This is a genomic window from Clostridium sp. UBA4395, from assembly GCF_002390995.1.
Classification (GTDB): domain Bacteria; phylum Bacillota; class Clostridia; order Clostridiales; family Clostridiaceae; genus Clostridium_J; species Clostridium_J sulfidigenes.
The window spans coordinates 134577-160357 of record NZ_DGRF01000077.1 but is presented as its reverse complement, the minus strand read 5'-3'; the positions used below and the strand labels follow the sequence as shown (position 1 = coordinate 160357).

22 protein-coding genes, 1 tRNA gene and 1 other annotated feature are annotated in these 25781 nt (G+C 28.8%); of the genes, 2 read left to right on the top strand and 21 right to left on the bottom strand.

The features are described from left to right. Positions 1-46: 46 nt before the first annotated feature. The 10 genes from B2694_RS14575 to B2694_RS14530 form a co-directional block, all read right to left on the bottom strand. Positions 47-1105 carry a sensor histidine kinase gene (locus B2694_RS14575; RefSeq protein WP_346886357.1) on the bottom strand — a complete coding sequence of 353 codons (1059 nt, stop codon included), beginning with the start codon at positions 1103-1105 and terminating at the stop codon, positions 47-49. Between the two features lie 39 nt (positions 1106-1144). After that, complete coding sequence (locus tag B2694_RS14570) at positions 1145-1816, bottom strand: response regulator transcription factor (RefSeq protein WP_346886356.1); 672 nt, start codon at positions 1814-1816, stop codon at positions 1145-1147. A gap of 89 nt (positions 1817-1905) precedes the next feature. Beyond that, positions 1906-2460, bottom strand: a complete 555-nt coding sequence (locus tag B2694_RS14565) for a histidine phosphatase family protein (RefSeq protein WP_346886355.1) — start codon at positions 2458-2460, stop codon at positions 1906-1908. A 28-nt stretch (positions 2461-2488) separates the two neighbouring features. Then, positions 2489-3316, bottom strand: coding sequence for a MerR family transcriptional regulator (locus B2694_RS14560; RefSeq protein WP_346886354.1), 828 nt, complete (start codon positions 3314-3316; stop codon positions 2489-2491). 92 nt (positions 3317-3408) lie between these two features. Beyond that, positions 3409-4728, bottom strand: a complete 1320-nt coding sequence (locus tag B2694_RS14555) for an MATE family efflux transporter (protein WP_346886353.1) — start codon at positions 4726-4728, stop codon at positions 3409-3411. 414 nt (positions 4729-5142) lie between these two features. Then, positions 5143-6942 (bottom strand): oligoendopeptidase F, encoded by a 1800-nt coding sequence (pepF, locus tag B2694_RS14550; RefSeq protein WP_346886352.1) that lies wholly within the window; start codon positions 6940-6942, stop codon positions 5143-5145. Between the two features lie 80 nt (positions 6943-7022). Beyond that, positions 7023-7445: a hypothetical protein gene (locus tag B2694_RS14545; protein ID WP_346886351.1), complete on the bottom strand. Its 423-nt coding sequence runs from the start codon at positions 7443-7445 to the stop codon at positions 7023-7025. Positions 7446-7839: 394 nt separating this feature from the next. Further along, entirely contained in the window at positions 7840-8169 is a 330-nt protein-coding gene (locus B2694_RS14540) for a winged helix-turn-helix transcriptional regulator (RefSeq protein WP_035133205.1), read from the bottom strand. A 140-nt stretch (positions 8170-8309) separates the two neighbouring features. Continuing rightward, entirely contained in the window at positions 8310-8900 is a 591-nt protein-coding gene (locus B2694_RS14535; RefSeq protein WP_346886350.1) for a TlpA disulfide reductase family protein, read from the bottom strand. A gap of 9 nt (positions 8901-8909) precedes the next feature. After that, positions 8910-9587, bottom strand: coding sequence for a cytochrome c biogenesis CcdA family protein (locus tag B2694_RS14530; protein WP_346886349.1), 678 nt, complete (start codon positions 9585-9587; stop codon positions 8910-8912). Between the two features lie 201 nt (positions 9588-9788). On the opposite strand from B2694_RS14530, the gene B2694_RS14525 reads away from it, so the two are divergent. Continuing rightward, positions 9789-11519, top strand: coding sequence for a WG repeat-containing protein (locus tag B2694_RS14525; protein ID WP_346886348.1), 1731 nt, complete (start codon positions 9789-9791; stop codon positions 11517-11519). 99 nt (positions 11520-11618) lie between these two features. Here B2694_RS14525 and B2694_RS14520 read toward each other — a convergent pair whose 3' ends face one another. The 3 genes from B2694_RS14520 to hflX form a co-directional block, all read right to left on the bottom strand. Continuing rightward, positions 11619-12383 (bottom strand): MerR family transcriptional regulator, encoded by a 765-nt coding sequence (locus B2694_RS14520; protein WP_346886347.1) that lies wholly within the window; start codon positions 12381-12383, stop codon positions 11619-11621. A 147-nt stretch (positions 12384-12530) separates the two neighbouring features. Beyond that, positions 12531-13865: a branched-chain amino acid transport system II carrier protein gene (gene brnQ / locus B2694_RS14515; RefSeq protein ID WP_346886346.1), complete on the bottom strand. Its 1335-nt coding sequence runs from the start codon at positions 13863-13865 to the stop codon at positions 12531-12533. Positions 13866-14067: 202 nt separating this feature from the next. Then, positions 14068-14337, bottom strand: a binding site (T-box leader). Between the two features lie 78 nt (positions 14338-14415). Continuing rightward, the gene (gene hflX / locus B2694_RS14510; RefSeq protein WP_346886345.1) at positions 14416-15663 is read right to left on the bottom strand and encodes a GTPase HflX; all 1248 of its coding nucleotides are present in this window, start codon (positions 15661-15663) and stop codon (positions 14416-14418) included. Positions 15664-16309: 646 nt separating this feature from the next. On the opposite strand from hflX, the gene B2694_RS14505 reads away from it, so the two are divergent. Next, entirely contained in the window at positions 16310-16636 is a 327-nt protein-coding gene (locus B2694_RS14505; RefSeq protein ID WP_035133196.1) for a hypothetical protein, read from the top strand. Between the two features lie 100 nt (positions 16637-16736). Here B2694_RS14505 and hcp read toward each other — a convergent pair whose 3' ends face one another. From hcp to B2694_RS14465, 8 genes are all read right to left on the bottom strand, one after another. Then, positions 16737-18377 (bottom strand): hydroxylamine reductase, encoded by a 1641-nt coding sequence (gene hcp, locus B2694_RS14500; RefSeq protein WP_346886344.1) that lies wholly within the window; start codon positions 18375-18377, stop codon positions 16737-16739. Positions 18378-18584: 207 nt separating this feature from the next. Continuing rightward, on the bottom strand, positions 18585-19265 hold the full coding sequence (locus tag B2694_RS14495) for a Crp/Fnr family transcriptional regulator (RefSeq protein ID WP_346848273.1): 681 nt from the start codon (positions 19263-19265) through the stop codon (positions 18585-18587). Between the two features lie 34 nt (positions 19266-19299). Next, a complete protein-coding gene (locus tag B2694_RS14490) occupies positions 19300-20268 on the bottom strand; it encodes a lysylphosphatidylglycerol synthase domain-containing protein (protein WP_346886343.1) in 969 nt (322 codons plus the stop codon). A 183-nt stretch (positions 20269-20451) separates the two neighbouring features. Further along, positions 20452-20622 (bottom strand): aspartyl-phosphate phosphatase Spo0E family protein, encoded by a 171-nt coding sequence (locus B2694_RS14485; protein ID WP_346848271.1) that lies wholly within the window; start codon positions 20620-20622, stop codon positions 20452-20454. Between the two features lie 158 nt (positions 20623-20780). Continuing rightward, positions 20781-20978 (bottom strand): hypothetical protein, encoded by a 198-nt coding sequence (locus B2694_RS14480; protein WP_035133185.1) that lies wholly within the window; start codon positions 20976-20978, stop codon positions 20781-20783. Positions 20979-21144: 166 nt separating this feature from the next. Next, positions 21145-21219: transfer RNA gene (locus B2694_RS14475), tRNA-Glu, on the bottom strand. Between the two features lie 151 nt (positions 21220-21370). Continuing rightward, positions 21371-22687, bottom strand: a complete 1317-nt coding sequence (locus tag B2694_RS14470; RefSeq protein WP_346886342.1) for a 2-hydroxyglutaryl-CoA dehydratase — start codon at positions 22685-22687, stop codon at positions 21371-21373. A gap of 3 nt (positions 22688-22690) precedes the next feature. Next, entirely contained in the window at positions 22691-25597 is a 2907-nt protein-coding gene (locus tag B2694_RS14465; RefSeq protein ID WP_346886341.1) for an acyl-CoA dehydratase activase, read from the bottom strand. Between the last annotated feature and the right edge of the window lie 184 nt (positions 25598-25781).

Below are 25781 nucleotides of genomic sequence, written 5' to 3'. Positions count from 1 at the left end.
ATCCATCCATAGAAAAACCTAACAGAAATCTTACATTTTTGTTAGGTTAATCTTTTAATATGAACATTTTATTTATAGGAAATAAGATAGATACTGTAGTACCTTTATAAGTTTTAGACCTTATCTTTATACCAAGCCCTAATTTCTCGCAGAGATTTTTACAAAGATATAAGCCTATTCCTGTAGATTTTCCAAAGATTCTTCCATTTTCTCCAGTATACCCTTTTTCAAATACTTTACCAATAGAGCTTTCGCCAATACCTATACCATTATCTTCTATGCTTAAAATAATGTCCTCTTCCTTTTCTATGCAATATATTTTAATAGTATCTTGGTTTTTATGCTCTTCACCTAATGAGTTTTCTCTACTACTCTTAGGGAATTTCATATATTTAATAGAATTTGATATAATCTGATTTAATATAAATTCTACCCATTTACTATCTGCATAAACGATTTTATCTACATTACCAATTTCAATTTTAATTCCTTTTTCAATAAGGACTCTAGCATTTTTTTTTATTGTTGCATTAATACAGTTTTTAAGACTTATCTCTCTAATCATATAATCCTTCTCTATATTATTACTTCTAGTATAAAAAAGAGCTTGTTCTATATAATTTTCTACCTTATCTAAATCTTCCTCTATGCTCTTTGTAATTGGAGATGGGTTATTTTCTATGGTTAATCTACTAGAGGCAATAGGTGTTTTAATTTCATGAACCCATAGCTCTATATAATCTTTATACTCACTATTTTTAATGGTTAATGTAGATATTTCATCATTCATAGCCTTATCTGTCTCTTGAATTACTTCATATAAAATTCTTCCCTCTAAGAAGTTAGGCTCCTCTATAACTTCAGAAATAAGATATTTCTTATCTAGATTATTTAAGCCTTGCAAAAGATTATTATAAAATTTTCTTTTTGTAAAATAATCATATATATAAAACAGGGATGAGCCTATAAAATTCAGAACCTCCACAAAAAAAATGGCATATATATCTACCTTTAATGCTTTTAACAATATTCCTGTAAATAGAAAAATTATTGCATTTATAATCAAAAAAACAATTTTTTCTTTTATATACTCTTTAAAACTCATTAAAATTTCCTTCCTTTAGTTTTAATTTATCCTAATGTTTTAACCTAAAATATACCCTTGGCCTCTTTTAGTTTGTAAATAGTCAACAGCTCCTATTTCATCTAATTTTTTTCTTAGCCTATTTATGTTTACAGTTAAAGTATTATCATCTACAAACTCATCAGATTGCCATAGACATTTCATAAGTTCATCTCTGGATACTATTTTTTCTTTACTTTTAATTAATGTATATAGAATTTTACTTTCATTTTTAGTTAATTCTTGTTTTTTATCCTCAAACTCTATTTCACTAGTAGAAAGATTATATTTAAGTCCTCTACAAGGAAAAATCTCCATATCACTACTTCTATACGTTCTTCTAATAATTGATGCAATTCTAGCTAATAATATTTCAGTATTATATGGTTTAGTAATAAAATCATCAGCCCCTAGATTCATACTCATTAATTCATCCATATCACTATCTCTACTAGTTACAACAATAATAGGCACACTAGAAGTTTTTCTTATTTCTCTACATATATAGTAGCCATCATAATAAGGTAAATTAATATCTAACAATACTAAATTAGGTTCTGCCTCTAAAGCCTCCTCTACTATGTTCTGAAAATTATCAGAGGTTATAATGTCATACCCATATCTATTTAAAAAAGTACTTAGCTCTCTTCTAATCTTTTCTTCATCTTCAATAATAAAAATCTTTTCTTTCATAAGTTAACCACCTCATCTATGATTATATGTATTTTGGTTTATTTTAACAAAATCTATTATATTTTTTCAAAGAAAATTTTTATCTTATTCTAAGCTTTCCATACTCTCTTAATATCTATTATACTTTTTATATCATTAGTTTCAAATCTCAATAAATATACATCTGGATTACTTAAATTTTTCCAAAAATCAAAACCTGAAACCTTATCAAAGTACCTCATTATTAAAGAAAATAACTCTCCATGGGTTACTATTACTACATTTTCCTCTTCCAACTTTAAAATATCAGTTAAAGCTTCAATGGCCCTTTTAGTAGCTTCATTTGAAGATTCTCCTCCATGAAAGGTTATATCCATATCTTCATAGGCTGCTAATAAATAAGGTGTGTAATCATCTACCACATAAGGTATCAATAACTTTTCTCTCACTCTTTCATCAATATTTACTTCTAACCCTAAATGCTTTGCAAAAGGTGTTATTGTCTTTATAGCCCTTACATAGGGACTAGATACTATATGCTTAATACTATACTTTAGTAAATAGTCCTTTAATTCTAATGCTTGATCTATACCAACCTCTGTTAACTCTGCCTCAGCTGGCTGTCCAAATGCCTTACAATGTCTAATTAAATAAATGTTCTTCATGCTATCTCTCCTATATTGTCATTTAAAATTACTTATTCTCATCTATTAAAATTTGAATTTGTCCTAAAGCTTTTTCCTCTTTGTCTATCCCGCATCTTGTCATTATGTATATCTCATAAAAACTTCCACTAACTATTATATTATTTTTTTCAATATACTCAACTAACTTTTTGTAATATTTACTTGTATCTTTATAATCATCATCAAAATTTATTGTAATATGATTTCCTGATTTTAGTGTAATTACTTTCTTTTCATCTATATCCATGTTTTCATTTATACTTATCATTAAATTATTATAAGTTAACTTTTCTTGATTTTTAAAGTCTTCATAGGATGTTGGAAAAACTAACTCTTTATTAGTGCTTCCATACTTTTTTTCAATATATCCTAAGGTTTTAGATAGATTTATTTCAAATTCTTCTGTATATCTATGGGTATTACTATATTTTATAAATTTTCTTTCAGTACAATATTTTATAAAAGGCTCATTTATTCCCTCTTTTAATACTGTTTGAATTCTATCCTCTAAGAAACATATATTATTTTTTATGCTATCTAACTCTTTTATCTTTTCTTCTACTATTTCTTTTTGCTTTGTTATTATATCTAAAATAGAGTTAATGGAAGTGTAATTATTCACTAGTATTTTTATTTCATCTAGAGATAACCCCATAGCTTTACATTGTTTTATCAAATCTAAAATTATAAAGTGTTTTACTGAGTAGTATCTATACTTACTCTTTTCATTTACATAGGCCGGCTTTAACAATCCAATTTTGTCATAATGCCTCAATGTTTGTATAGAAATATTATGTAATTTAGATACTTCACCAATTGAAAATCTTGTATCCATATACTCTCACCCCATTATTATTATATCCTAAATTTCAAAAATAGGCTGTCCAAAACCCTTAAATTTTGGACAGCCTTCTACTATTCTAAATTTTATGCACTTAATACTTCTTTAGTAGATACTCTTATATTAGCCACTATACTTATAGTTATAAATGTAAGGCTTTCCGATAATATTGTACCTGCCCAAATTCCATTCGCTCCAAAGACTTTATAAAGTATCATTAGTGAAATTGGCAAGTATATAACAGACCTTAAAAGACAACTTAAATTTGAGTACTTTGGCATCTCTAAGGCTTGGAAATAAACTAATGTATTTAAATTTATTCCAACGGCAAAATAACTTACACTTGCTATTCTAAGTGCTATATATGCAAGATTTGCAATTACAGGATCTGCTGTAAATATACCTATAAGTGCTGGACCAAATATAAAACATATTATAACAGAGAAACCACTAATTATTGTTGAAGATATACATGTTATCTTGAAAAATCCTAGCATTTGTTCTCCATCTTTTTTACCAAAATTATAGCTTATTAGAGGTTGTACTCCTAAAGTCAAGCCATAAAGAACCATATATATATTTGTTGTTATATAGTTAATTATACTATAGGCTGAAATTCCTTTTTCTCCAAGAAACATAACTAAAACAATATTATGTATTAATACCATTATTGAATAACTTCCTTGAGCAAAAAAGGACGGAAATCCTATTAAACAAAATTCTTTTAAATCCCTTTTATTTATTTTTACATTACCAAAGGTTAAATAACCTTTTTTCATAATAAAATGTGGCAATAACACAGATACTGTAATAATTTGACCAAGACCTGTAGCTATTGCAGCTCCCCTTATACCTAATCCAAATTTAAATATAAATATATAATCTAAGATAATATTAGTTATTGCTCCTGCAATTGTTGATATCATGGCAAGCTTTGGCCTTCCATCATTTCTTACAAAACTACTTAGTACTATTCCTATCAAGTTAGGGATACAAAAGATTGCATAAAATCTTAAATATTCCACTGCTAATCCTTTTAAACTAGTTGTTGCTCCTAAAATAGTTACTATCTGTTCTGTGAATATAATACAGGTAATACTTATAATACCGCTAGCTATTAAAAGAAACTTAAATACTTGTCTAAAAATAATTACTGCTCTATCTATATTCTTTGCACCTATGTTTTTAGACACTAAAGTTCCTCCACCTATAGCAAACATTGAAGCAAGTCCAAATAACATCACTGTAAAGGGAAGTACAATATTTACTGATGCCAATGCTAAATCCCCGACACCTTGCCCAACAAATATTCCATCTACTACTGTATATAAAGATGATATGAACATTGCAAGGGCAGAAGGTACTGCATATTTAAAAAACTCTTTCAATCTATTCTCTTTTCCCATACTTTATTCTCCTTTGTTTTTTATACTACCTTATACATAATAAAGTCTATCCTTAGTATAGAGTCAATAGTTTTTTTCATATATATCCATAAATCATATATCTATCTAATGAATAGATTGTTATTATCTTTAGAAAAGGCTGCAGTAAAGAAAAAGATTTCATAAATAATCAAAGAATATTAGTAAACAGCATATATTATAATCACTTATCATTTAATATGAAAAAATGCATTAGTGAACTTTAATGTGGTTGATAATTTTCTAAACACATAATAGCAATTTTTATATTGCAATAAAAAATAAAGATGATTTCAAAGTGCATAATTACTTCAAAATCATCTTTATTTACTATTATAACCTAAAAAATCTTAATATATTTAAATTCACTTTCCAATATTCCAGGTATAATTTTTCTTATAATTCTTTTTCAAGCATAGCCAAAAGTTCATCAAATCTATTAATAGTATCTTCTAAAGGCTTTGGTGTAGTCATATCTACCCCAGCTTTTTTTAGTATTTCAATTGGATAGTCACTACATCCAGCTTTTAAGAAGCCTTTATATTTTTCAACTGCCTCTTCCCCTTCATTAAGAATTTTTTCATAGAAAGAGTTAGCTGCTGCAAAACCTGTTACATATTGATATACATAGAAATCTCTATAAAAATGAGGAATCCTTGCCCATTCAATGTCAATTTCACTATCCACCACCATAGTATCTCCAAAGTAGTTAACATTTAAGTCATGATAAATCTTGCATAAATCATCACTAGATAAAGCTTCACCCTGCTCCATTTTTTCATGGACAATCATTTCAAACTCTGCAAACATGGTCTGTCTGAATACAGTAGTTCTAATTCCTTCAAGTTGTTGATTTATTAAATATAATCTTTTAGCTTTATCTTCTTCATTTTTTATTAAATAGTCTATTAATAAACACTCATTAGTAGTAGATGCAACCTCAGCACAGAATAATTCATAATCAGCATATGTATATGGTTGATTATTTCTTGAATAATAGGAGTGTATGCTATGCCCCATTTCATGAATTAAGGTAGACACATCATTCACTTGATTTTTATAGTTTAATAAGATATATGGCATAGAGGTATAGCTACCACTAGAGTAAGCTCCGCCTCTTTTTCCCTTGTTCTCATAAACATCAATCCAACCTTCTTTAACACCTTTACTAAAGATATCAATGTACTCTTTCCCCATTGGCTCTAGAGCTTTTTGACAAAGAGCTACTCCTTCTTCAAAAGCTATATTAAACTTTGGTGCATCAATAATTGGCACATATAAATCATACATATGAATTTCATCTAAGTTAAGTAATTTCTTTTTTAACTCTACATATCTATGAAGGGAATCTATTCTTTTATTCACTGTGTTTACTACATTTTTATATACTTCCACAGGAATTTTATTAGGTTTTAAAGATGCTTCAAGACAAGAGTTATATTTTCTAATTTTACTTTCAAAAATAAAGTTCTTAACAGAAGCAGTATAGGAAGTTGACACGGTATTTTCATAATTCTTATAAGTTTTAAATAGAACCTCAAAGGCTTCTTTTCTGACTTTTCTGTCTTTACTTGTGATAAATACTGAATAATTTGAAGCTGTAAGCTCTACTTCGTTACCATCTTCATCCTTTATTTTTGGAAAGGTTATATCAGCATTAGTAAGCATAGTGAATATATTACTTGGCGCACTTAGACAATCACTAACATTTGCTAATATATTCTCTTCTGCTTCACTTAAAATATGAGGTTTACCTTCAAATATATTTGTAATATATCTTTCATAATGTTTTAATCCAGAAGTATTTTCTATAAGTTTCTTAATATCTTCCACTTCCATAGCTAACAGTTCTGGAAGGAAAAATGAAATTAATCCACTAAATTCAGCTCCAAAAGTAGATATTTTATCCATCATAACTTGATATTTAGAGTTAGATTTATTTTCATCACTTCTTAAGTGAGCATATACTATTAAATCCTCATATAAACTTGCCATCTCTTCATATTGATGTAAGTAATCTAATAGTTTAGCTCCTATACTAAGGTGTCCCTTAAATTCTAAAAGACTTGGAGATTTTTCCTTTAATTTTTTAAAATCTTCTTCCCACTTTTCATCAGTGGCGTACATTTTATCTACTTTCCATTTATATTTTTCTTCGACTTCTTCTCTTGTCTTTATCTTTTCCATTGTTGCCATATTGCACCTCCATATTACTATTTAATGATAAAATTTTCCTTAATCACTATTATACCCTAATATATTTTTTTGTAAAATATCTACTTATTTATGCAGAAACCTCTAGTGTTTTCAATAACAGCTGCTCTAATTTTCTCCTTTATGTATGGATTATTATATATATGATCAGAGTTAAATTTACAACTATTCATTAATGAAATAAAAGTAATTCTTCTATTTCCTTTATTTAATCTAGCTATGGCTCTATCTATTTTTTTATCTATAGCTTGAATTTCCTTTTCAAACTTTATTTTTTCTAAAATATATCCTCTTAATTCAGGATACTTAAAAACAGTAATATTAGTAATATCAGCTACCTTTACTACACTGGCAAAAACTAATCTATCTTCCTTAGAAATTATAGCTTTGATTGCTTCATCTATGTCTAATTTATACTTACTTAAATTATCTGCATTCTCCACATCATTATAAAATTCATTATCTTTAGTTATGTAGTTTTCCATCTTAAGCTCCTTTTTAATCCTCTTATGTGTTTGCTTTTTAACTTATCATACTAATGAAAAGAACTAACAATATAGCTATTAGCTCTTCATGTTTTGGCATATTTTTAATGCTCTATTTAAATGACAAACTCCTGAAACCGGCATGAACAGAACAACTATTTAAATAGTTATATAGTTATATAGTTACCTATTTAAATAGGTATATTTTGAAATAGATTCATATTTAAATAGTTTATATTATCATTTCTAATAATCATTATAACTTATTTTATTAATACTTTAAAACCTGAATTAAATTGTAAGCTTAATATAAAAGGATATCTTAGCTTATTTACTTTAATAGCTTTAAGATATCCTTTTTATTTTTTTAATTTCCCTCATTTATATTATAATCTTACTTGCAAGGCAAATTTTTTTCACCCCACAAAACCATTTGCTCAATAGTTGGGAGTAAGGATTTCCCCTTAGGTGTAAGATAATAAACTGACTCTACTTGATTGTTGTTTATCTCTTTTTCATTATCTATGATCTCGCTATTTATAAGAATTTCTAGCTGCTGAGATAGCATTTTCTTACTACAACCCTTCATTCGTCGATTTAATTCTCCAAATCTTTTACTATCCTTACTTAGTGACCAAATTATATTAGCTACCCACTTCTTGCCTAAAATATTTGCTAAAGCTTCTACTGGACAGTGATATTCTTCATTATTTGCTACAAACATAACTTCTCTCCTTTAGTATATACCTCTAAAAACTTTTATATAATTAAATAAGTATACGCTATTAAGTATATATTATACCTGTATCATTTTTCTTTAGCTACTCTTAATACACTTTTTTCACTAATTATTAATAGTTTTATCTATTTCTTAATCCTCTCTATCATAGCATCTAAAAATTCTTCATTGACTATCCCAATTCTTTCCATAGTAATGAATCCATCCTTATCTATAAAAACAGTTCTTGGTATACTTGCAACATTGTATTTATTAGCAAAATCTAAATCCGTATCATATAAAGTTAGCATATCATATTCATTATCTGCCATGAACTTTTTAGCACTTTCTACAGTTTCTCTTTGCCCATCTGTCATATTTATCATTAATATTTTAACATTGTCTCCATATTTATCATTTGCCTCCTTAAACAGAGGCATTTCACTCTGGCAAGGATCACACCAACTAGCCCAATAGTTTAGTACCACTGGTGTACCCTTGTAATCTGATAGTTTAACTTCCTCTCCATCTTCATCATATACTGTAAAATCTACAGCTTTGACCTTTGTATCCTCTGTATTCCCTTCCTCACCAATGATAAGACTATCACTTATTCCTTTATTGCTATTTTTGTCATTTTTATTATATCGAGATGATAGTTCATTATATCCTAAATAAACCAATATAAAAAATATAATGAAACCTATAATCCATATAATTATATTTTTATTTTTCATAACTTCCTCCTAAAAACTTAAAATTGAAAGTATTTTATTTAAATATCCTGTCATCATTGCAATTCCTATGACTACAAGAATTATTCCAGAAATCCTATTAATTATTTTATAATTTCTTTTTATAAAATCTAAGGTTCCCTTTAATTTTCCTATCAAAATAGCAGATATAATAAAAGGGATTCCTAATCCTATACTATAAACAAATAGCATTAAAGCACCCTTTAAAACCTGCTGACTATTAGCAGCAATCATCAGGGCTGATCCTAAGAATGTACCTACACATGGCGTCCATCCTATGGCAAAAACTACTCCAAATAAGATTGAAGAAATAAATTTTAGAGACTTAATCTTCATATCCATCTTAAAGCTTCTCTCCAAAAATGGAATTCTAAGTAAACCCATGTAGTTTAGACCAAATATAACTATTATTGTTCCACCTATTATATTAAGTAGTGTATAGTAATTTCTAATAAAGCTTCCAAAAGTCCCTGCTAAGGTTCCTAACAATGTAAATATTATTGTAAAACCAATTACAAATCCTAACGCATTTATTAAAGTATTATTTTTCTTTCCATCTTCTAAATTATTATCTCCCGCAAAGTAAGAAATATATATAGGCAACATTGGTAAAATACATGGAGATATGAAGGTTATAATTCCTTCTAAAAATAATAAAATATATTCCATATCTTACTCCTTTCAAAGTTATTTATACTAAATATATCAATATACACTTAACCTTTCAATTGGTCACCTTTTAGTAACCTTTATTATGATATACCTATATGTAATAATTAATTCTTAATAATGTTAAACTTTATAAATTCATTGAAACATATTAAATAAACTTAAATACACTAATATTAAGTAATGAATAGGAGAGTATTTATGAGTGATTTCAAAGAATCTTGCGTAGATTTATATCCAGCTCTAACAAATACACAAAAAGGAAGCCTATATGGATATATTAATTCTAAAGGAAATTTTATTATATCACCTAGCTTTTCTACAGCATCAAGCTTCACTGAAAATAGATTAGCTATAGTTTGCAAATATAATAACTGTGGTGTTATTAACATTAATGGGGAATATGTAATTCCACCTATATATAATTCTATAGAACCCTTTGTTGAATCTAGAGCTGTGTATGTACAAGGAGACATTATGGGTGTTATAGATGAAGAGGGAAAAATAATTACTAAAAATCCATATACCTTTATCTCTAGCTATAGTGATTCTCTAGCCCTTGTTAGTATTAAAACTTCTTCAGATGACCAACTATATGGTTATATAGATATGGATGGTAATGAAGTGCTACCACCAAATTATTTGGAAGGTAGTGACTTTAAAAATAACTATGCACTAGTTAAATCTCGTGATGGTACCTATCAAGTCATTGATAAAAGTGGAACTGTTATTACAACCTTTCCTTATAAATTTGTAGGTAATTATAATGAAGGTGTATTTACTTTTTCTGAAAGCCTAGGAGGGCTTATTGGTTATGTAGACATATATGGTCGTGTTCTTATAAAGCCTAAATTTACATCTGCTTCTCCTGTAAATGATGGATACATGGTAGTAAGCACCGCACCTAATTATAAAGGTAATTATGGAGTTGTAACTTTATCTGATCATATTCTATATCCTTTCATTTATGACGACATAAGATATGTTGGAGATAATAGATTTGCCCTAGGCATTTATCGTGGTAATAATGTTAATACTTCTTTTAATAGTATCTACGCGTTAGGAGACAACAAGGGCAATACCCTTACAGATTTTAAATTTTTAGATATTCAAAAATTTAAAAATGGATTAGCCTCTGCTTATAATCTTGAAAATAGTTTCTTTATAGACCTTAGTGGTAGAATTGTTAGAAACCTACCTGTAGTTAAAGGAACTGGCACCTTAGAGCTTCAATGTGACATTGTTTATGGCGATATAGACTATATTCCTTATTACCTGAATACGAAGGGTGATATAATCTATAAACCCAATAATCGAATTAAATTAAATGATGAATATACTATACTAAAACTAAAATATAAGCCTAATGTAGATTATTTAGTATATTATCCTCAAATTAATCAGTCTACTCCATCTACAGTAATTGAAAACATCAATTCAAAATTAAGGGAATTGTGTGCTCTTAAGATAGTTGATAGTAATGAAGTTTTAGATTATAATCTCTATGGAAATTTTGAAACTTTATTCTTTAAAAAAGACTTATATATTCCAGAAATAAATACCTATTATTATCCTTTTGGCGCTGCTCATGGAATGACAGCTAGAAGCACACCAAATATTAACTTAAGAACTGGAGAGTTTTATTCCTTATCAGATTTATTTGATTGTACTACTCGTTGGATAGATGAAATAAATAAAATCATAGAAAATATGATAGAAACTGATCCTCAATATTCTTATGTATATGAAGATGGATTTAAAGGTATTACCAGTAACCAAAATTTTTATGTAGATGAAGATAATCTATATATATATTTTGCACCTTATGAGATTGCACCTTATGCTGCTGGTTTTGTTACCTTCAAAATTCCTTTTGCAGATATAGATTCTCTACTTTGTAAAGACGGAAGTTTTTATAACTCATTTAATTGATGAATAAGGATGTCTCCAAAGCCTTACCTTAAGTTTATTTTAGTAAACTTATACTTTGGAGACACCCTTTCATATCCTTAAATTTTAATGTTTATATTATTATTTATCAGTTCCAGTATATATGAATATAGCATCCCTTAAAAAAGCTGCCATTCCTGGTTGTTTATCATCATAATATGCTGTAAATCTTTCATCATCCACATACATTTGGGCAATTCCTGCATGGGCTTCTTTACTGTAACTGCTCCAGTAATATTCTATCCATTTGCGATGTAATTCTGCTGTTTTCTGAGCTAGTTCTCCAGCTGGATTACCTGTTTTAAAAGCTGCTACTAAAGTATTCATAATTTCTTCTGCAAGGTTTGTTACTTCCTCATATTCTTTTTCTGACATACCTTTTACTTTTGCATTAGATTTATTTACTTCCTCATCACCATATTTTTCTCTTATTTCTTTACCGTATTTCTTCTCATTTTTATCTATTAGTTTTTGTTTGAACCCTTCAAATTTTTCTTTATTACTCATCTTAATTCCTCCTTTTTTGTTAGCTATGGTCTTTTCAACATTAGCTATTAACAAATCTATTTGTTTTCTTTTTTCAAGGAGTTTAAGGCGATGTTCTATAAGTGCATTAATCCCATCAAAGGAAGGTTCATTTATTATATTTTTTATATCTATTAAACTAACCCCTAATTCCCTATAAAACAGTATTTGTTGCAGTCTATCAAGTTCTGATTGCCCATAAATTCTATATCCTGATGAATTAATTCTTGCCGGCTTAAGAATTCCTATTTCATCATAGTATCTAAGGGTTCTTGTACTTATCCCTGCTAACTTACCTAATTTTTGCACTGTATATTCCATATTCTCACTCCTCCTAATATTTAATATACAGCTTTACGCAACGTGAATGTCAACAGTTTTATTAAAATTATTCCCCTTATAATTTTAATACACTTATCTCATGTCTTTCTTTTAAGTTATGTTGAAAATTACAGTGATAGAGTATTTTTATAATTGACTTACTTTACTATAGTTTATTTTTTCTTCAACTAACTTGTATACACCTCCAAATACTATACCAATTAGTGCTGGTATCACCCATCCTAGTCCTTTAGAATAGAGAGGTAACTTGCTAAATAAATTCACAATAAAGTTCCATTGAATTCCAACTTGTCCTAATGCATCAGCAACACTTACAATCCCTGTAAACAATATCGTTAATCCATATACCACCGTACTTCCATTAAAAAACTTATCTAACATTGCAAGGACTATAAGCATTATTGCTATTGGATAAATTGCATTTAATACCGGTACTGATATAGCAAGAATTTTTGTTAATCCCATATTGGCAAGAATCATACTAGAAAGTGATAATATTCTAACCCAATTTTTATATGATAATTTACTAGTTAATGCGGAAAAATATTGACTACAGGAAGTTATAAGTCCAACACAGGTTGTAAGGCAAGCTAATGTAAATATCACTGCTAACAGTACAGCACCTGGTTTTCCAAATATATAAGTCATGATATTTGTTAAAGTTTGTGCTCCATTTTCTGTAGCTCCAAATCTTCCTCCACTAGTTGCTCCTAGATGTGCCAGTATAGAATAAACTACTAATAATAATCCGCCTGCACCTACACCAGCCTTTACAGATGTAGAAATAATTACTTTTTCATCCTTAATTCCTTTAGATTTTATAGCTAAGGCCATAACTATTCCAAAATTTAAAGCTGCTATGGTATCCATAGTTAAATATCCATCTAAAAAACCTTTAACAAAAGGTGAGTTTACATACTCTTCTGTGACTACTCCATAACTACCTAATGGTCTGAAAATTGACGCTATAAAAATTAGTGAAATTAGTACTAATAGGATTGGTGTCAAAAACTTACCCATACGATCCACTAATTTAGCAGGGGTTAATGAAAGCCAATAAGCCACTGAAAAGAATATTAAAGTAAATATAAAAAGTGCCCAAATTTTTGATATACTTTCTGGCAAATATGGTGCTACAGCCATTTCAAAAGGTAAACTTCCAGCTCTTGGAATACCTAAACAAGGTCCAATAGATAAATATATAAGTACTGTAAATACCCCTGCAAATAACGGATTAACTCTTTTAGCCAAATTATGTAGTCCCCCTGATTTAGCTACTGCAACTACTCCTAAAACAGGAAATCCTACTGCCGTTATAAAAAATCCTGCCATAGAAATCCAAGTTGCTCCCCCTGCTAATTGTCCTAGAAATGGTGGAAATATTAAATTTCCTGCTCCAAAGAATAATGAGAAAAGCATTAAGCTTATTAATATTAAATCTTTTTTTGATAAGTTGTTCATTTTTATTCCCCCTCGTTTATGCTGTGAATTTTCTACTAGCTAATAATATCACCTGTAATATCCATAATATTCCCCCTTTTCAGTTTATTAGTGCCTTAGTTCCTTTCTTTTAGCACTGATATACATCCAAAAGATCTTCTATGCCTTTACTTATTTACATTTTCAAATTTTAATGTAAAATAAAAAACCCGTCCCTTGAAAAACAAGGGACGGGTTAAACCGCGTTACCACCCTAATTCTGTAAACAAATCTAAAAACAATACATTAATAGATTCAATTACAACACTTAGATACGTATCTAACAATACGCTTTTCTTTTAACGGTGAAAGACTCCGGCAAAACCTACTAAAATATTTCGGCGTTGCTTCTCAGAGATGATTTTCAGTTGTATATTGAACATTGGCTTTCAGCAAAATGCCAACTCTCTTTGGAACAAAAATACTACTTACTTTTTCTCTTCATAGAATTTCTTGAATTTATATGCTATTAATATTATATTCATATTGAACTTCTGTCAATACTTTTTAATATTTTTTAATTATTTTTAATTTAGTCTATTACATATTCCCTATATTTTTCATAATCTATATTGGAACACTCAATAGATAACTCAGTACCATCATTTCTATATTTTCTATCTATAACTCTTGCATTATCATTTAAATAAGATAACAAATTTCCTTTATCATAAGGTATAAACATATTACAATTTATATAATTATTAAATACCTTATTAGATATAGTTTCTACAAGTTTATCTATACCTAAATTTTTCTTTGCTGATATATAAACTCCATTTTTTTCAGTTAAATAATCATCTACTAAGTCAATCTTATTATAAACATAAATCATAGGAACTGATTCTGCTCCTATCTCTTTTAATGTTTCATTTGTTACTTTAAGATGATGTTTATAATCTGGATTAGAAATATCTACAACATGGAGTAATAAGTCAGCTTCACAAACTTCCTCTAGGGTAGATCTGAAGGCCTTTATTAAATTGTGTGGTAAGTTACTTACAAACCCTACTGTATCTGACAATAAAAATTTTTTATTATCATCTAACTTTATGCTTCTTATAGACGTTTCTAAGGTTGCAAACAACATATCTTTTTCAAAAACCTTTTTTTCTTCACTATCTTTAAATGTATCTATCATACTATTCATAATTGATGATTTCCCTGCATTAGTATATCCAACTAAGGCTATTTGAGGCACACTAGACTTTCTTCTTAAATTACGCTGTGTTTCTCTTTGATGTTTTAACTCTTCAAGCTCCTTGTTTAAGGCAGCTATTTTGGCCTCAATCTTTCTGCGATCAAGCTCTAACTTTTTCTCTCCAGCACCTTTGTTTTTTGTTCCTACACCTCCACTTTGACGACCTAAATTTTCATTAGCCCCAATTAGTCTTGGTAATAAATACTGAAGTCTTGCTACCTCTACCTGAAGTTTTGCTTCTCCAGTTTTTGCTCTTTCAGCAAATATACTTAGTATTAGTGCAGTTCTATCAATAACTTCACATTCAATAGTCTTTTCTATATTTCTTAATTGTGATAATGATAGCTCATTATTAAAAATTACTATGTCTACTTCTTCACTATTTACTAATGATTTTAATTCATCTAGCTTTCCACTTCCAATATAATGTGCCTTATTGATTTGTTTTGAATTTTGTACAAGCTCTCCCTTAGTTTCAATATCACAGGCCACACATAAATTCTTAAGTTCAACCATAGATTCTTCAAATCCATTTTCATTATTTATATTTATTCCTACTACTATTCCTTTTCTTTCCATTTCCATAATCTCCTTTAATCATACTATTTAAGCTACTATAGTACGGATTCATGATTATAGAATTTTAACTTTAAAGTTTACTTCTTTAAAGAAATCTCCATGATATATACGGAGTAAATTCTACTATCTAAATCATATGTTTAGATAGCCACATTTAAGGCAACTCATAAATCCACCTTTTAGCCTCTTAATCTAACACTAAAAATTCCACTCTTAATTCTCATCTTACACGCCTCCATAACCTTGAATTATTTAATAAAAAAATACCTTGGCATAGAAAATTATCCATTTCTCTGCTCAAGGTATTATAATTACTTAATTAAAAAATATTATAAATTACATAAATAAAGCCTTAAATAACCCTATTATTATAAGCAGTATGGATTTTATTAAATTTCTTTAAAACTATAAATAATTTTTTCATTTCATACCGCTCCTTTTCTTTGTAATCATTTACCAATAATATAGCATACATTACTTAAGTTGTAAACATTATAATAAATTATTTTATTTCTTAGGTCTACAAAATTTATATTTTATATTTCTTACTCATAATCGTTTTAATGAATTATTAATTGCAAATCACTTTCATTTTATGTATAATACATGTTAAATAACCATAAACTTACCTAGAGGAGGTAATAAAATGTCTGTATATCAAATAACTTATTATATAGCTGAAACTCATAATCATGAATGTGACCATGATCACCAGCATGATGAGAATTGCAACCACGACCATCATCACCACCATAGTAATCTGCCTAGAAAAATTAAATCTTTAGGGGCTTGGGCAAACATTATGCCAACCACATTTCTTTTACATACTGAAATGAATTCTAAGGATATAAAGCTAGCTTTAGATGAAGTAAAAGAAGATAATGAAATATTTTTCATTTCTCAAGTTACTTTGGATAATGATGGTTCTATGCATCCAGGTGCCCTAGCTTGGATTGAATCTCGACTTAAATAAAGAAATCTATACTAAATTAAGAGGTTCACTAGAATATTAATTTTAGTGAACCTCTTTTAATAGTTACATATTGGGCTTAATTATATATTTATTTTTTCAACTACATTTCCATGAACATTTTCATATCATCTTCTACATTAGTGATTCCACCTATTCCAAAGTTTTCAACTAAAACATTAGCTACATTTGGAGATAGGAATGCTGGAAGCGTTGGTCCTAAGTGAATGTTTTTTACTCCTAAGTGTAGTAGAGATAATAAAACTATTACAGCCTTTTGCTCATACCATGCAATGTTAAATGCTATTGGTAATTCATTTATATCTTCTAACTCAAATACTTCTTTTAATTTTAAAGCAATTAATGCTAGTGAGTATGAATCATTACATTGACCTGCATCAAGTACTCTTGGAATTCCTCCAATATCACCTAAGTCTAACTTGTTATATTTATATTTCGCACATCCTGCAGTTAAGATTACTGTATCTTGTGGTAATGCCTTTGCAAAGTCAGTGTAGTATTCTCTTTTCTTTTGTCTACCATCACAACCTGCCATCACAAAGAATTTCTTTATAGCTCCAGTTTTTACTGCTTCTACAATTTTATCAGCCAAGGCTAATACTTGATTGTGTGCAAAACCTCCAATGATTTCACCATGTTCAATTTCTATTGGAGCTTCACAAGTTTTAGCTAATTCTATCAATGCTGAAAAATCTTTATTTCCTTTTTCATCAGCTTCAATATGTGTACATCCTGTATATCCTGCAGCACCTGTAGTAAATACTCTTGCTTTGTAGCTATCTTTAGGTGGTACAATACAGTTTGTAGTCATAAGAATTGGTCCATTAAAGCTCTCAAATTCTTCTGTTTGCTTCCACCATGCATTTCCATAGTTTCCTATGAAGTGTGAGTACTTTTTAAATGCTGGATAGTAGTGAGCTGGTAACATCTCTGAGTGAGTGTATACATCTACTCCTGTACCCTCTGTTTGAATTAATAATCGCTCTAAGTCTTTTAAGTCGTGTCCAGACACAAGAATTCCAGGCTTATTACTTACTCCAATATTTACTTTTGTAATTTCTGGATGTCCATAGCTTTCAGTATTAGCTTTATCAAGTAATGCCATACCGTCTACTCCAACTTTACCAGTTTCTAATGTTAATGCTATATACTCATCTATTGTTATCTTATTATCTGCTGTTGCAGCTAAAGCTTTTTGCATAAATGCACATATGGCTTCATCATCATATCCTAATGCATTAGCATGTTTAACATATGCAGCTAATCCTTTCAATCCATAAGTTATCATTTCTCTTAAGCTTCTAATATCTTCATTATCAGTAGACAGTACTCCTACTAAACCAGCTTTACTATCCATTTCAGCTTCTGTTTTAGCTGTCCATAATGCAGCGTCACTTAAACCTTCTTTATTGCTTAATTTTGAAAGTAATTCTTCCTTAAGATTTAAAGTTTCTTTAACCATTTTATAGAATACTGCATCATCAAAATTTGCATTGGTAATTGTAGTGAAAAGATTCATAGTCACAGCTCTATTTATTATATTAGAAACAGTTACTCCTTCTTCCCTAGCTCTTGTAGCTACTTCTGATACTCCTCTTGAACTGTATATTAATAAGTCTTGAAGTTTTGCAAGATCAGGAGTCTTACCACAAACTCCTCTTACAGTACATCCGCTGCAACCAGCTGCTTCTTGACATTGAAAACAAAACATCTTATTCTCCATATTTAACTCCCCTTTATTTCTTAATAATATTTTTTACTTTGTTGATTTAATAATTGAATTCATTTGAACTATGGTCTTATTGTACATAAAAAAAATACAGGAGTCCGTAACCTATGTTACGAACTCCTGTAATAATATATTTTTTAAATGTTTTTATTTACATTATTTGTATTTCATATTTATTAATACTTATCTTTTATATAATGTTTAATTAAACATTTCTTCTTCTAAAGCTTCTATATCTAATATTTTTATATTGCTTCTATCAAAATCTATATATCCCATATCCCTAAGATTTATTAGCTCCCTTGACAATGATGGTCTTGGTATTCCTAAAGCTGCAGCAATACTTTCTTTACTTTCTTTTAATTTAATTGTACTATTCTTCTGTAGTTTCATAGCTTCTAATATGTAATTTATAACTCTATGCCTTATATTCTTAAAAGATATATTTTTAATTTTAGAATTTAGCATTAGCACTTTATTACTAAGAAGTTCTAAAAAATTCTCAAGAATTCTTTTTTCTCTTGAAAATAGTTCTAACATATCTACCTTATCAATGTATAATATACTGCATTGATTTAGTGCAATAACTGTTGCTGGATAATTCTCTTGCTTTGAAAATATTATGGCTTCTCCAAATACATCACCAAGGGTAAGTTTATTTAAAACTATATATTTACCACTTGGATATATCCTTTGAAGTTCAATGGTTCCTTCTAATATAAGTCCTATAGTACTGCATTCTTCTTCTTCATGGGCAATAATTTCCCCTTTATCATATTTATTAATATGATATTTTGTTTCCTCATAAATTTTTTTTAGATTCTCAGAATCAATTCCTTTAAAAAGGAAATTGTTTTGTAGTAATTTTAATATATCTTTCATTATTCATCCTCTTCTTTTATTGTATTAACTTATTTTATTCTCGTATATGATTATCTAATTTATTTGACCTTAATACTACTCTTCCTACCCATAGAATTACTCCAATAATCCAAGGTATTATAAAGTAATATAGTCTAAATAAAAGCGTTATAGATAAAGCTGAGTTAGGCGAAAACCCCAGAGTCTTTAGTCCTATTATAGCTACTAAATCAAAGGACCCTACACCTCCTGGTATAAAGCTTATAAGTGCAGCAATACATGCTAATATATTTACTCCTGTAACTGATACAAAGCTTGCATCACCTTTAAAATATTTAGCTATGGTAAAAAACATCATGCTTCTCACTATCCACTCACAGGTAGATAGAAGGGTTAATCTTACCTTTAAATTTATACTTCCTTCAAAGTATAAATTAAATTTTTCAAGTTTATTGCTTAACCAAGTGAACCTATCTAAAAAATAATATATAGGTAGAAAAGCACAAAATATTAATATTACTATCCAAAGCCACTTTTGGTTATGTAATAATGGATATATTTTAAATACGTCTAATACACCTAAATAGCACATAACTGATAAGCCCACTATAGTTGTAGGTATTAGTATCATATTAAAATTTATCATGTCCTTAGTATCAATATTTTCATCTTTAAATAAAACAGTTCTAAGTGTAGCTCCTGTAAGCCCTCCAAACCCTATTATGTCATTAAAGCTATGAGCAATCCATGCAACTACAAATACCTTAAACTTATTTATATTGTATCTATAATGATCAGCTAGTACTACATCATAAAAGCATAAAAATGATATAGATATAATTGCAGATATTAAGAATATTACAAGATATGTATTAGGTATATTTCTTAATATGTCTAGAACCTGATTTATATCTATCTCCTTAAATATACTCCTAGCTTCATAAATTACAAAAAGCATAATTATTATTGGAATTAAAATCTTTCCTCCACTTTTCACTTTACTTTTTCTTTGATTACCGCTCACATTATGTCCCCCTAATCCAATTTGAAAGCTAAATAAAATATATATATTTTACTTAGCTTATATTTTCAACATATTACCATTCTACTACTTATATGCATTAAAATCTATATTTTAGATTATATAGATACTTTTATTTATTTTATCTCCTTGGAGGAGAGACTTTAGATCTCTCCAACTTTTGTTTTACTCGAGGATTTTTCTCAGTATTGCATGATACTCATTTAAAACCACATCGAGTTTTTGGCTTGCGATGATTACTTCTGGATCTAGTAAATTAGTTTTTTCACTAATTAACTTTTGTAAATTTTGTCTCATTTCACAAACCCTTTTATCCATTTCATCAATTTTTCCCATATCGCCCCTCCTTTCGCTATAATTATAGCAATAAGAGGTTAATAACTTGAATATAAAATTAATTATTTTATAGGGTTATAAATATTAAAACAAATAAAGCAAATCTACTTATTTATAAAGTAAATTTGCTTTCCCCTAGATATAATAATTTCAATATATTAATCTTCTAATGTGTTATAAAGATATCCTTCTCCCTTTTCTATGGAATTTTCTATAGACTCCTTGTTCCTCTTTGTATTAGCTTCACTCTTTAATTCATTATCACTAACCTTATTTCTTACTTCCCTTCCAAGATCTCTTTCTATAGTTCCTGGATTATTATTTAATAAAGAATGATGTTCACTTTTTAAATTCATAATCTTACCTCCTAAAATGTAATTTATATTATTATCTTCATTAAGTAAGATTCATATACTTATTTATATAATAGAAAAACTTAATTATTATCTATTCTTTAAAAGTTATTTTCAATATAAAAAATTAAAGGACTTAACTATAATAGCTAAATCCTTCAATACAATATGGTAGCCTGTAGGGGGATCGAACCCCTGTTTCCACCGTGAGAGGGTGGCGTCTTGACCACTTGACCAACAAGCCTTATTAACAGTTTGATTACTTCTTTTCTCTACCTGTTAATAATATCATACAATTTAATTTAATTCCATATTATGAATTATTTTATTATACAATAGATTTCTTAATATCTATTCAGATTTATAATTAAACAACTTTTTTAAAATTTGTAGTTTTACACTAATGCAATTTCCTTATCTATATCACTATTAATATCTTTAGGATTGATATTAAGTTCCTTATGATCTAGTTGTTCCTTTGCAATGGCAAGCATAAGTTTAATTCTATTTTCCTGATTTACTCTAGTAGCACCAGGGTCATAATCTATAGGTACGATATTAACATCATGATGAATGTTTTTTATTTTTCGTACCATTCCCTTACCTACTATATGATTGGGCAAACATCCAAAGGGTTGAGTGCATATAATATTTTTATATCCTAAATTATTCAATTCTAACATTTCTGCTGTAAGAAGCCATCCTTCACCCATATTATTACCATATCCAACTACACCCTTTGCTAACTTTTTAGTTTCTTTAAAGGATGATGGTGGTATAAAATCTGAATTTTCCTTTACTGAAGATATAAGTAAACTCTCAATTTTAAATAGGTAATTCATAAATTTTTGAACAATAAACTTAACTGCCTTACTTCCACCATAAAGATTTATATTGTCTATTCTTTCATCTGTACAATAAAATACAAATCCAAGAATTCCCGGTATCATAACTTCACAATTCTGTGTAGCTAAAAATGCTTCTAAATCATTATTCCCTAAGCTTGCATATTTAATATATATCTCTCCCACTATACCCACCTTTACTTTAGGAGTTTTTTCAATTTTTATATTTGCAAAGTCTTTTGTTATGTTATCCATATTGGTCTTAATTTTTTTTAGAGAATAAGCCTTATTATTTTTAAATTGCAAAGTCAACTCTTCAATCCATTTTTTTATTACTTTATCACTTTCACCTTTACTTATTTCATAAGGTCTCACTTGATTGCTCAAATGCATCAAAAGATCTCCATAAATAACTCCTGATAACATTTTATGAACCATAGGCAATGTTATTTTAAAGCCACTATCTTTTTCCATTCCAGCTAAATTAAAAGAAATAACAGGAACCTGTCCATATCCAGCCTTTTTTAATGCCTTTCTAAGTAAGTATATATAGTTTGATGCTCTGCATCCTCCTCCAGTTTGAGTGATAATTAAAGCTGTTTTATTAATATCATACTTTCCACTATTTAAAGCATCTATCATTTGACCTATAACCAGTAAAGCTGGATAGCAAGTATCGTTATGAACATATTTTAGTCCTGTTTGTACTACTGATTCACCTTTATTAGTTAACAGTTCTATGTGATATTTACTATTTAGGAATACATTTTTTAAAATTTCAAAATGTATGGGTGCCATCATAGGCATTAATATAGTATAATCTTTACTCATTTCTTTAGTAAAGGTTACTTTATTTTCATTATCCATTACTTATTCACCCTCCCCTTGATGGATTGCTGCAAATAAACTACGAAGTCTTATTTGTATCGCTCCTAAATTTGTAATTTCATCTATCTTAATTTGGGTGTATATCTTATTTGACTCTTCTAAAATTTCTCTTACCTCATCGGTAGTTATTGCATCCACACCACAACCAAAGGAAACCAACTGAACTAAATTCATATTAGGCTTGTCTGCTATATACTTAGCTGCCTTATACAATCTAGCATGATATGTCCATTGATTTAACACCTGAAGGTCTACCTTATCTACCTTATGAGAAATCACATCTTCAGATATAACTGCAGCTCCATAGCTATTAATATACTTATCAATTCCATGATTTATCTCACTATCTATATGATAAGGTCTACCAGCAAGGACAATTATATCTTTACCCTCCTTTTCTGCTTTCTCAATAATTTCTTCACCCTTTGTCCTTACTTTTTTTAAATATCTATCATATTCTTTGTAAGCAAGAGTAGTTGCTTCCTTAACTTCTTTTAAAGATATGTCCTTAAAATATTTTAACAATATGTTATGAATCTTCTTTGGAAAATCCTTAGGTCTATGAATTCCTATATAATCATAAATATAGGTTACCTTTGAAACATCTGGCATATTTCCTTGAATTACTTCAGAGTAATATGCAACTACTGGGCAGTTATAACAGTTATCAGCTGAACTATCCTGTATATTATAGGTCATGCATGGATAAAAAATTGTATCTACTCCACCATCTATTAGTGACTGTACATGTCCGTGAATTAGTTTTGCTGGAAAGCATACTGTATCTGATGGTATAGTTGTTTGCCCCTTCAGATAAATTTCTCTTGAAGATGGTTCAGATTTTTCTACTTCAAACTGTAAGGTTGTAAAAAATTTATACCAAAATGGGTATAATTCATACATGTTTAATCCCATAGGAATCCCAATTTTTCCTCTTTTACCTGAAATTTTAGGATAACTATCTAGTAAGCTTCTCTTATACTCATATATGTTGGACACTTCTCCATGATTTTTATTACTTATAGGTCTATCACATCGATTTCCACCAATATACTTTCTACTTTCTCCAAAGGTATTTATAGTTAATCTACAATGATTATTGCAAAGCCCACAATTAGTCATTTTTACTTCATGATTAAAATTCTCTAATTCACTCTTATTAAGAATAGTACTTTTATCATTATTTTTTCCATGAGCATACAAAGCTGCTCCATAAGCACCCATAAGCCCAGAAATTGTAGGTCTAAGGACTTGTACATTTAATTCTTGTTCAAAGGCACGAAGTACAGCATCATTTAGGAAAGTTCCTCCTTGAACTACAATATTTTTTCCTAGAGACTCTGCATTACTGGCACGAATTACTTTATATAGTGCATTTTTAACTACACTAACAGATAATCCTGCTGATATATCTTCTATGGTAGCTCCATCCTTCTGCACCTGCTTTACAGAAGAATTCATAAATACAGTGCATCTAGAACCTAAATCTACTGGATTTTTAGAGAATAATCCTAAGTTAGCAAATTCTTCAACTGAATATCCTAATGCATTAGCAAAGGTCTGCAAGAAAGAGCCACAACCTGATGAACAAGCTTCATTTAAAAATATATTATCTATAGCTCCATTATGTATTTTAAAACATTTTATATCTTGTCCTCCTATATCAATAATAAAGTCAACATTATTCATAAAATGTTTGGCTGCTGTAAAATGAGCTACCGTTTCTACCATACCATAATCTACCTTAAAGGCATTTTTTATTAATTGTTCACCATACCCTGTTGCTGCAACTGCTGAAATTTTAACTTCGGGATATGTGTTATATATATTTTCTAAGTATTCCTTAACTACCTCTACAGCATTTCCACTATTAGGTCTATAAATTGAAGATACAATTTCTTTATTTTCATTAATAGCAACAATTTTTATAGTTGTAGAACCAGAATCTATTCCTATAGTTATTGGTGATGAAGTTTCAATTTCATCCTTGACAAGCACCTTGCTTTTTTCATGTCTAAGCTTAAATTCATCATACTCTTCTTTTGTTTTAAATAGTGGTGGTGCCATAGAATAAGTTTCATCTTCACGATAATTATTTAAAGTAATAATCAAGTTATCTATATCTATCTTTTCACTAGCATAATAGGCTGCCCCCAAAGCTACATAATATAGTGAGTTATCTGGACACTTTCCTGTTAAATTTAAAGTTTTGTCGAAGGCTTTTCTCAATTCTGAGTTAAAGCTTAGTGGTCCTCCTAGATATAATACATTACCTTTTATAACTCTACCTTGAGCTAATCCTGCAATAGTTTGATTTACAACAGCAAAGAAAATACTTGCTGATAAATCACTTTTAACAACTCCTTGATTTAAAAGAGGTTGAATATCTGACTTAGCAAAAACTCCACATCTAGAAGCAATAGTATAAATCTTTTTATAATCCTTAGCAGTCTCATTCATTTCTTCTAATGACATATTTAACAAAGTAGCCATTTGGTCAATAAATGCTCCTGTTCCACCTGCACATGAGCCATTCATCCTTACTTCCATACCATCCTTTAAAAATAGTATTTTAGCATCTTCTCCCCCTAATTCAATGATAACATCCACATCATCTTCTAAAGTAGTTGCAGCAATCCTTGTTGCATAAACCTCTTGAACAAAGGGTACCTTCCATTTTTCAGCCATGCCCATAGCAGCAGATCCAGAAATGCTTAGTTCCATGGACTTCTCTCTTGGATACTTGTCTCTAATTTTCTTTAGCAGTTCTGAAGTCCTTTCTTTTATTTTACAATAATGACGTTCATATGATTGATAAATAACTTTTCCAAAGTTATTTAAAACAACAGATTTAATTGTGGTTGAGCCCACATCAATTCCTATTTTCATAGTAAATCCTCCTAAATAAATGCCATACTATATAGCTTTTACCCTCTTAAAAATAACAATTAAAGATTTAGTTTTATAAATCTTCTACACATTATCTAAACACCATATTATACCATATTATTTACTAAATAACATATATTTAACTATTATTTAACATACTGTAAACAACTATTTCTCTATGTTT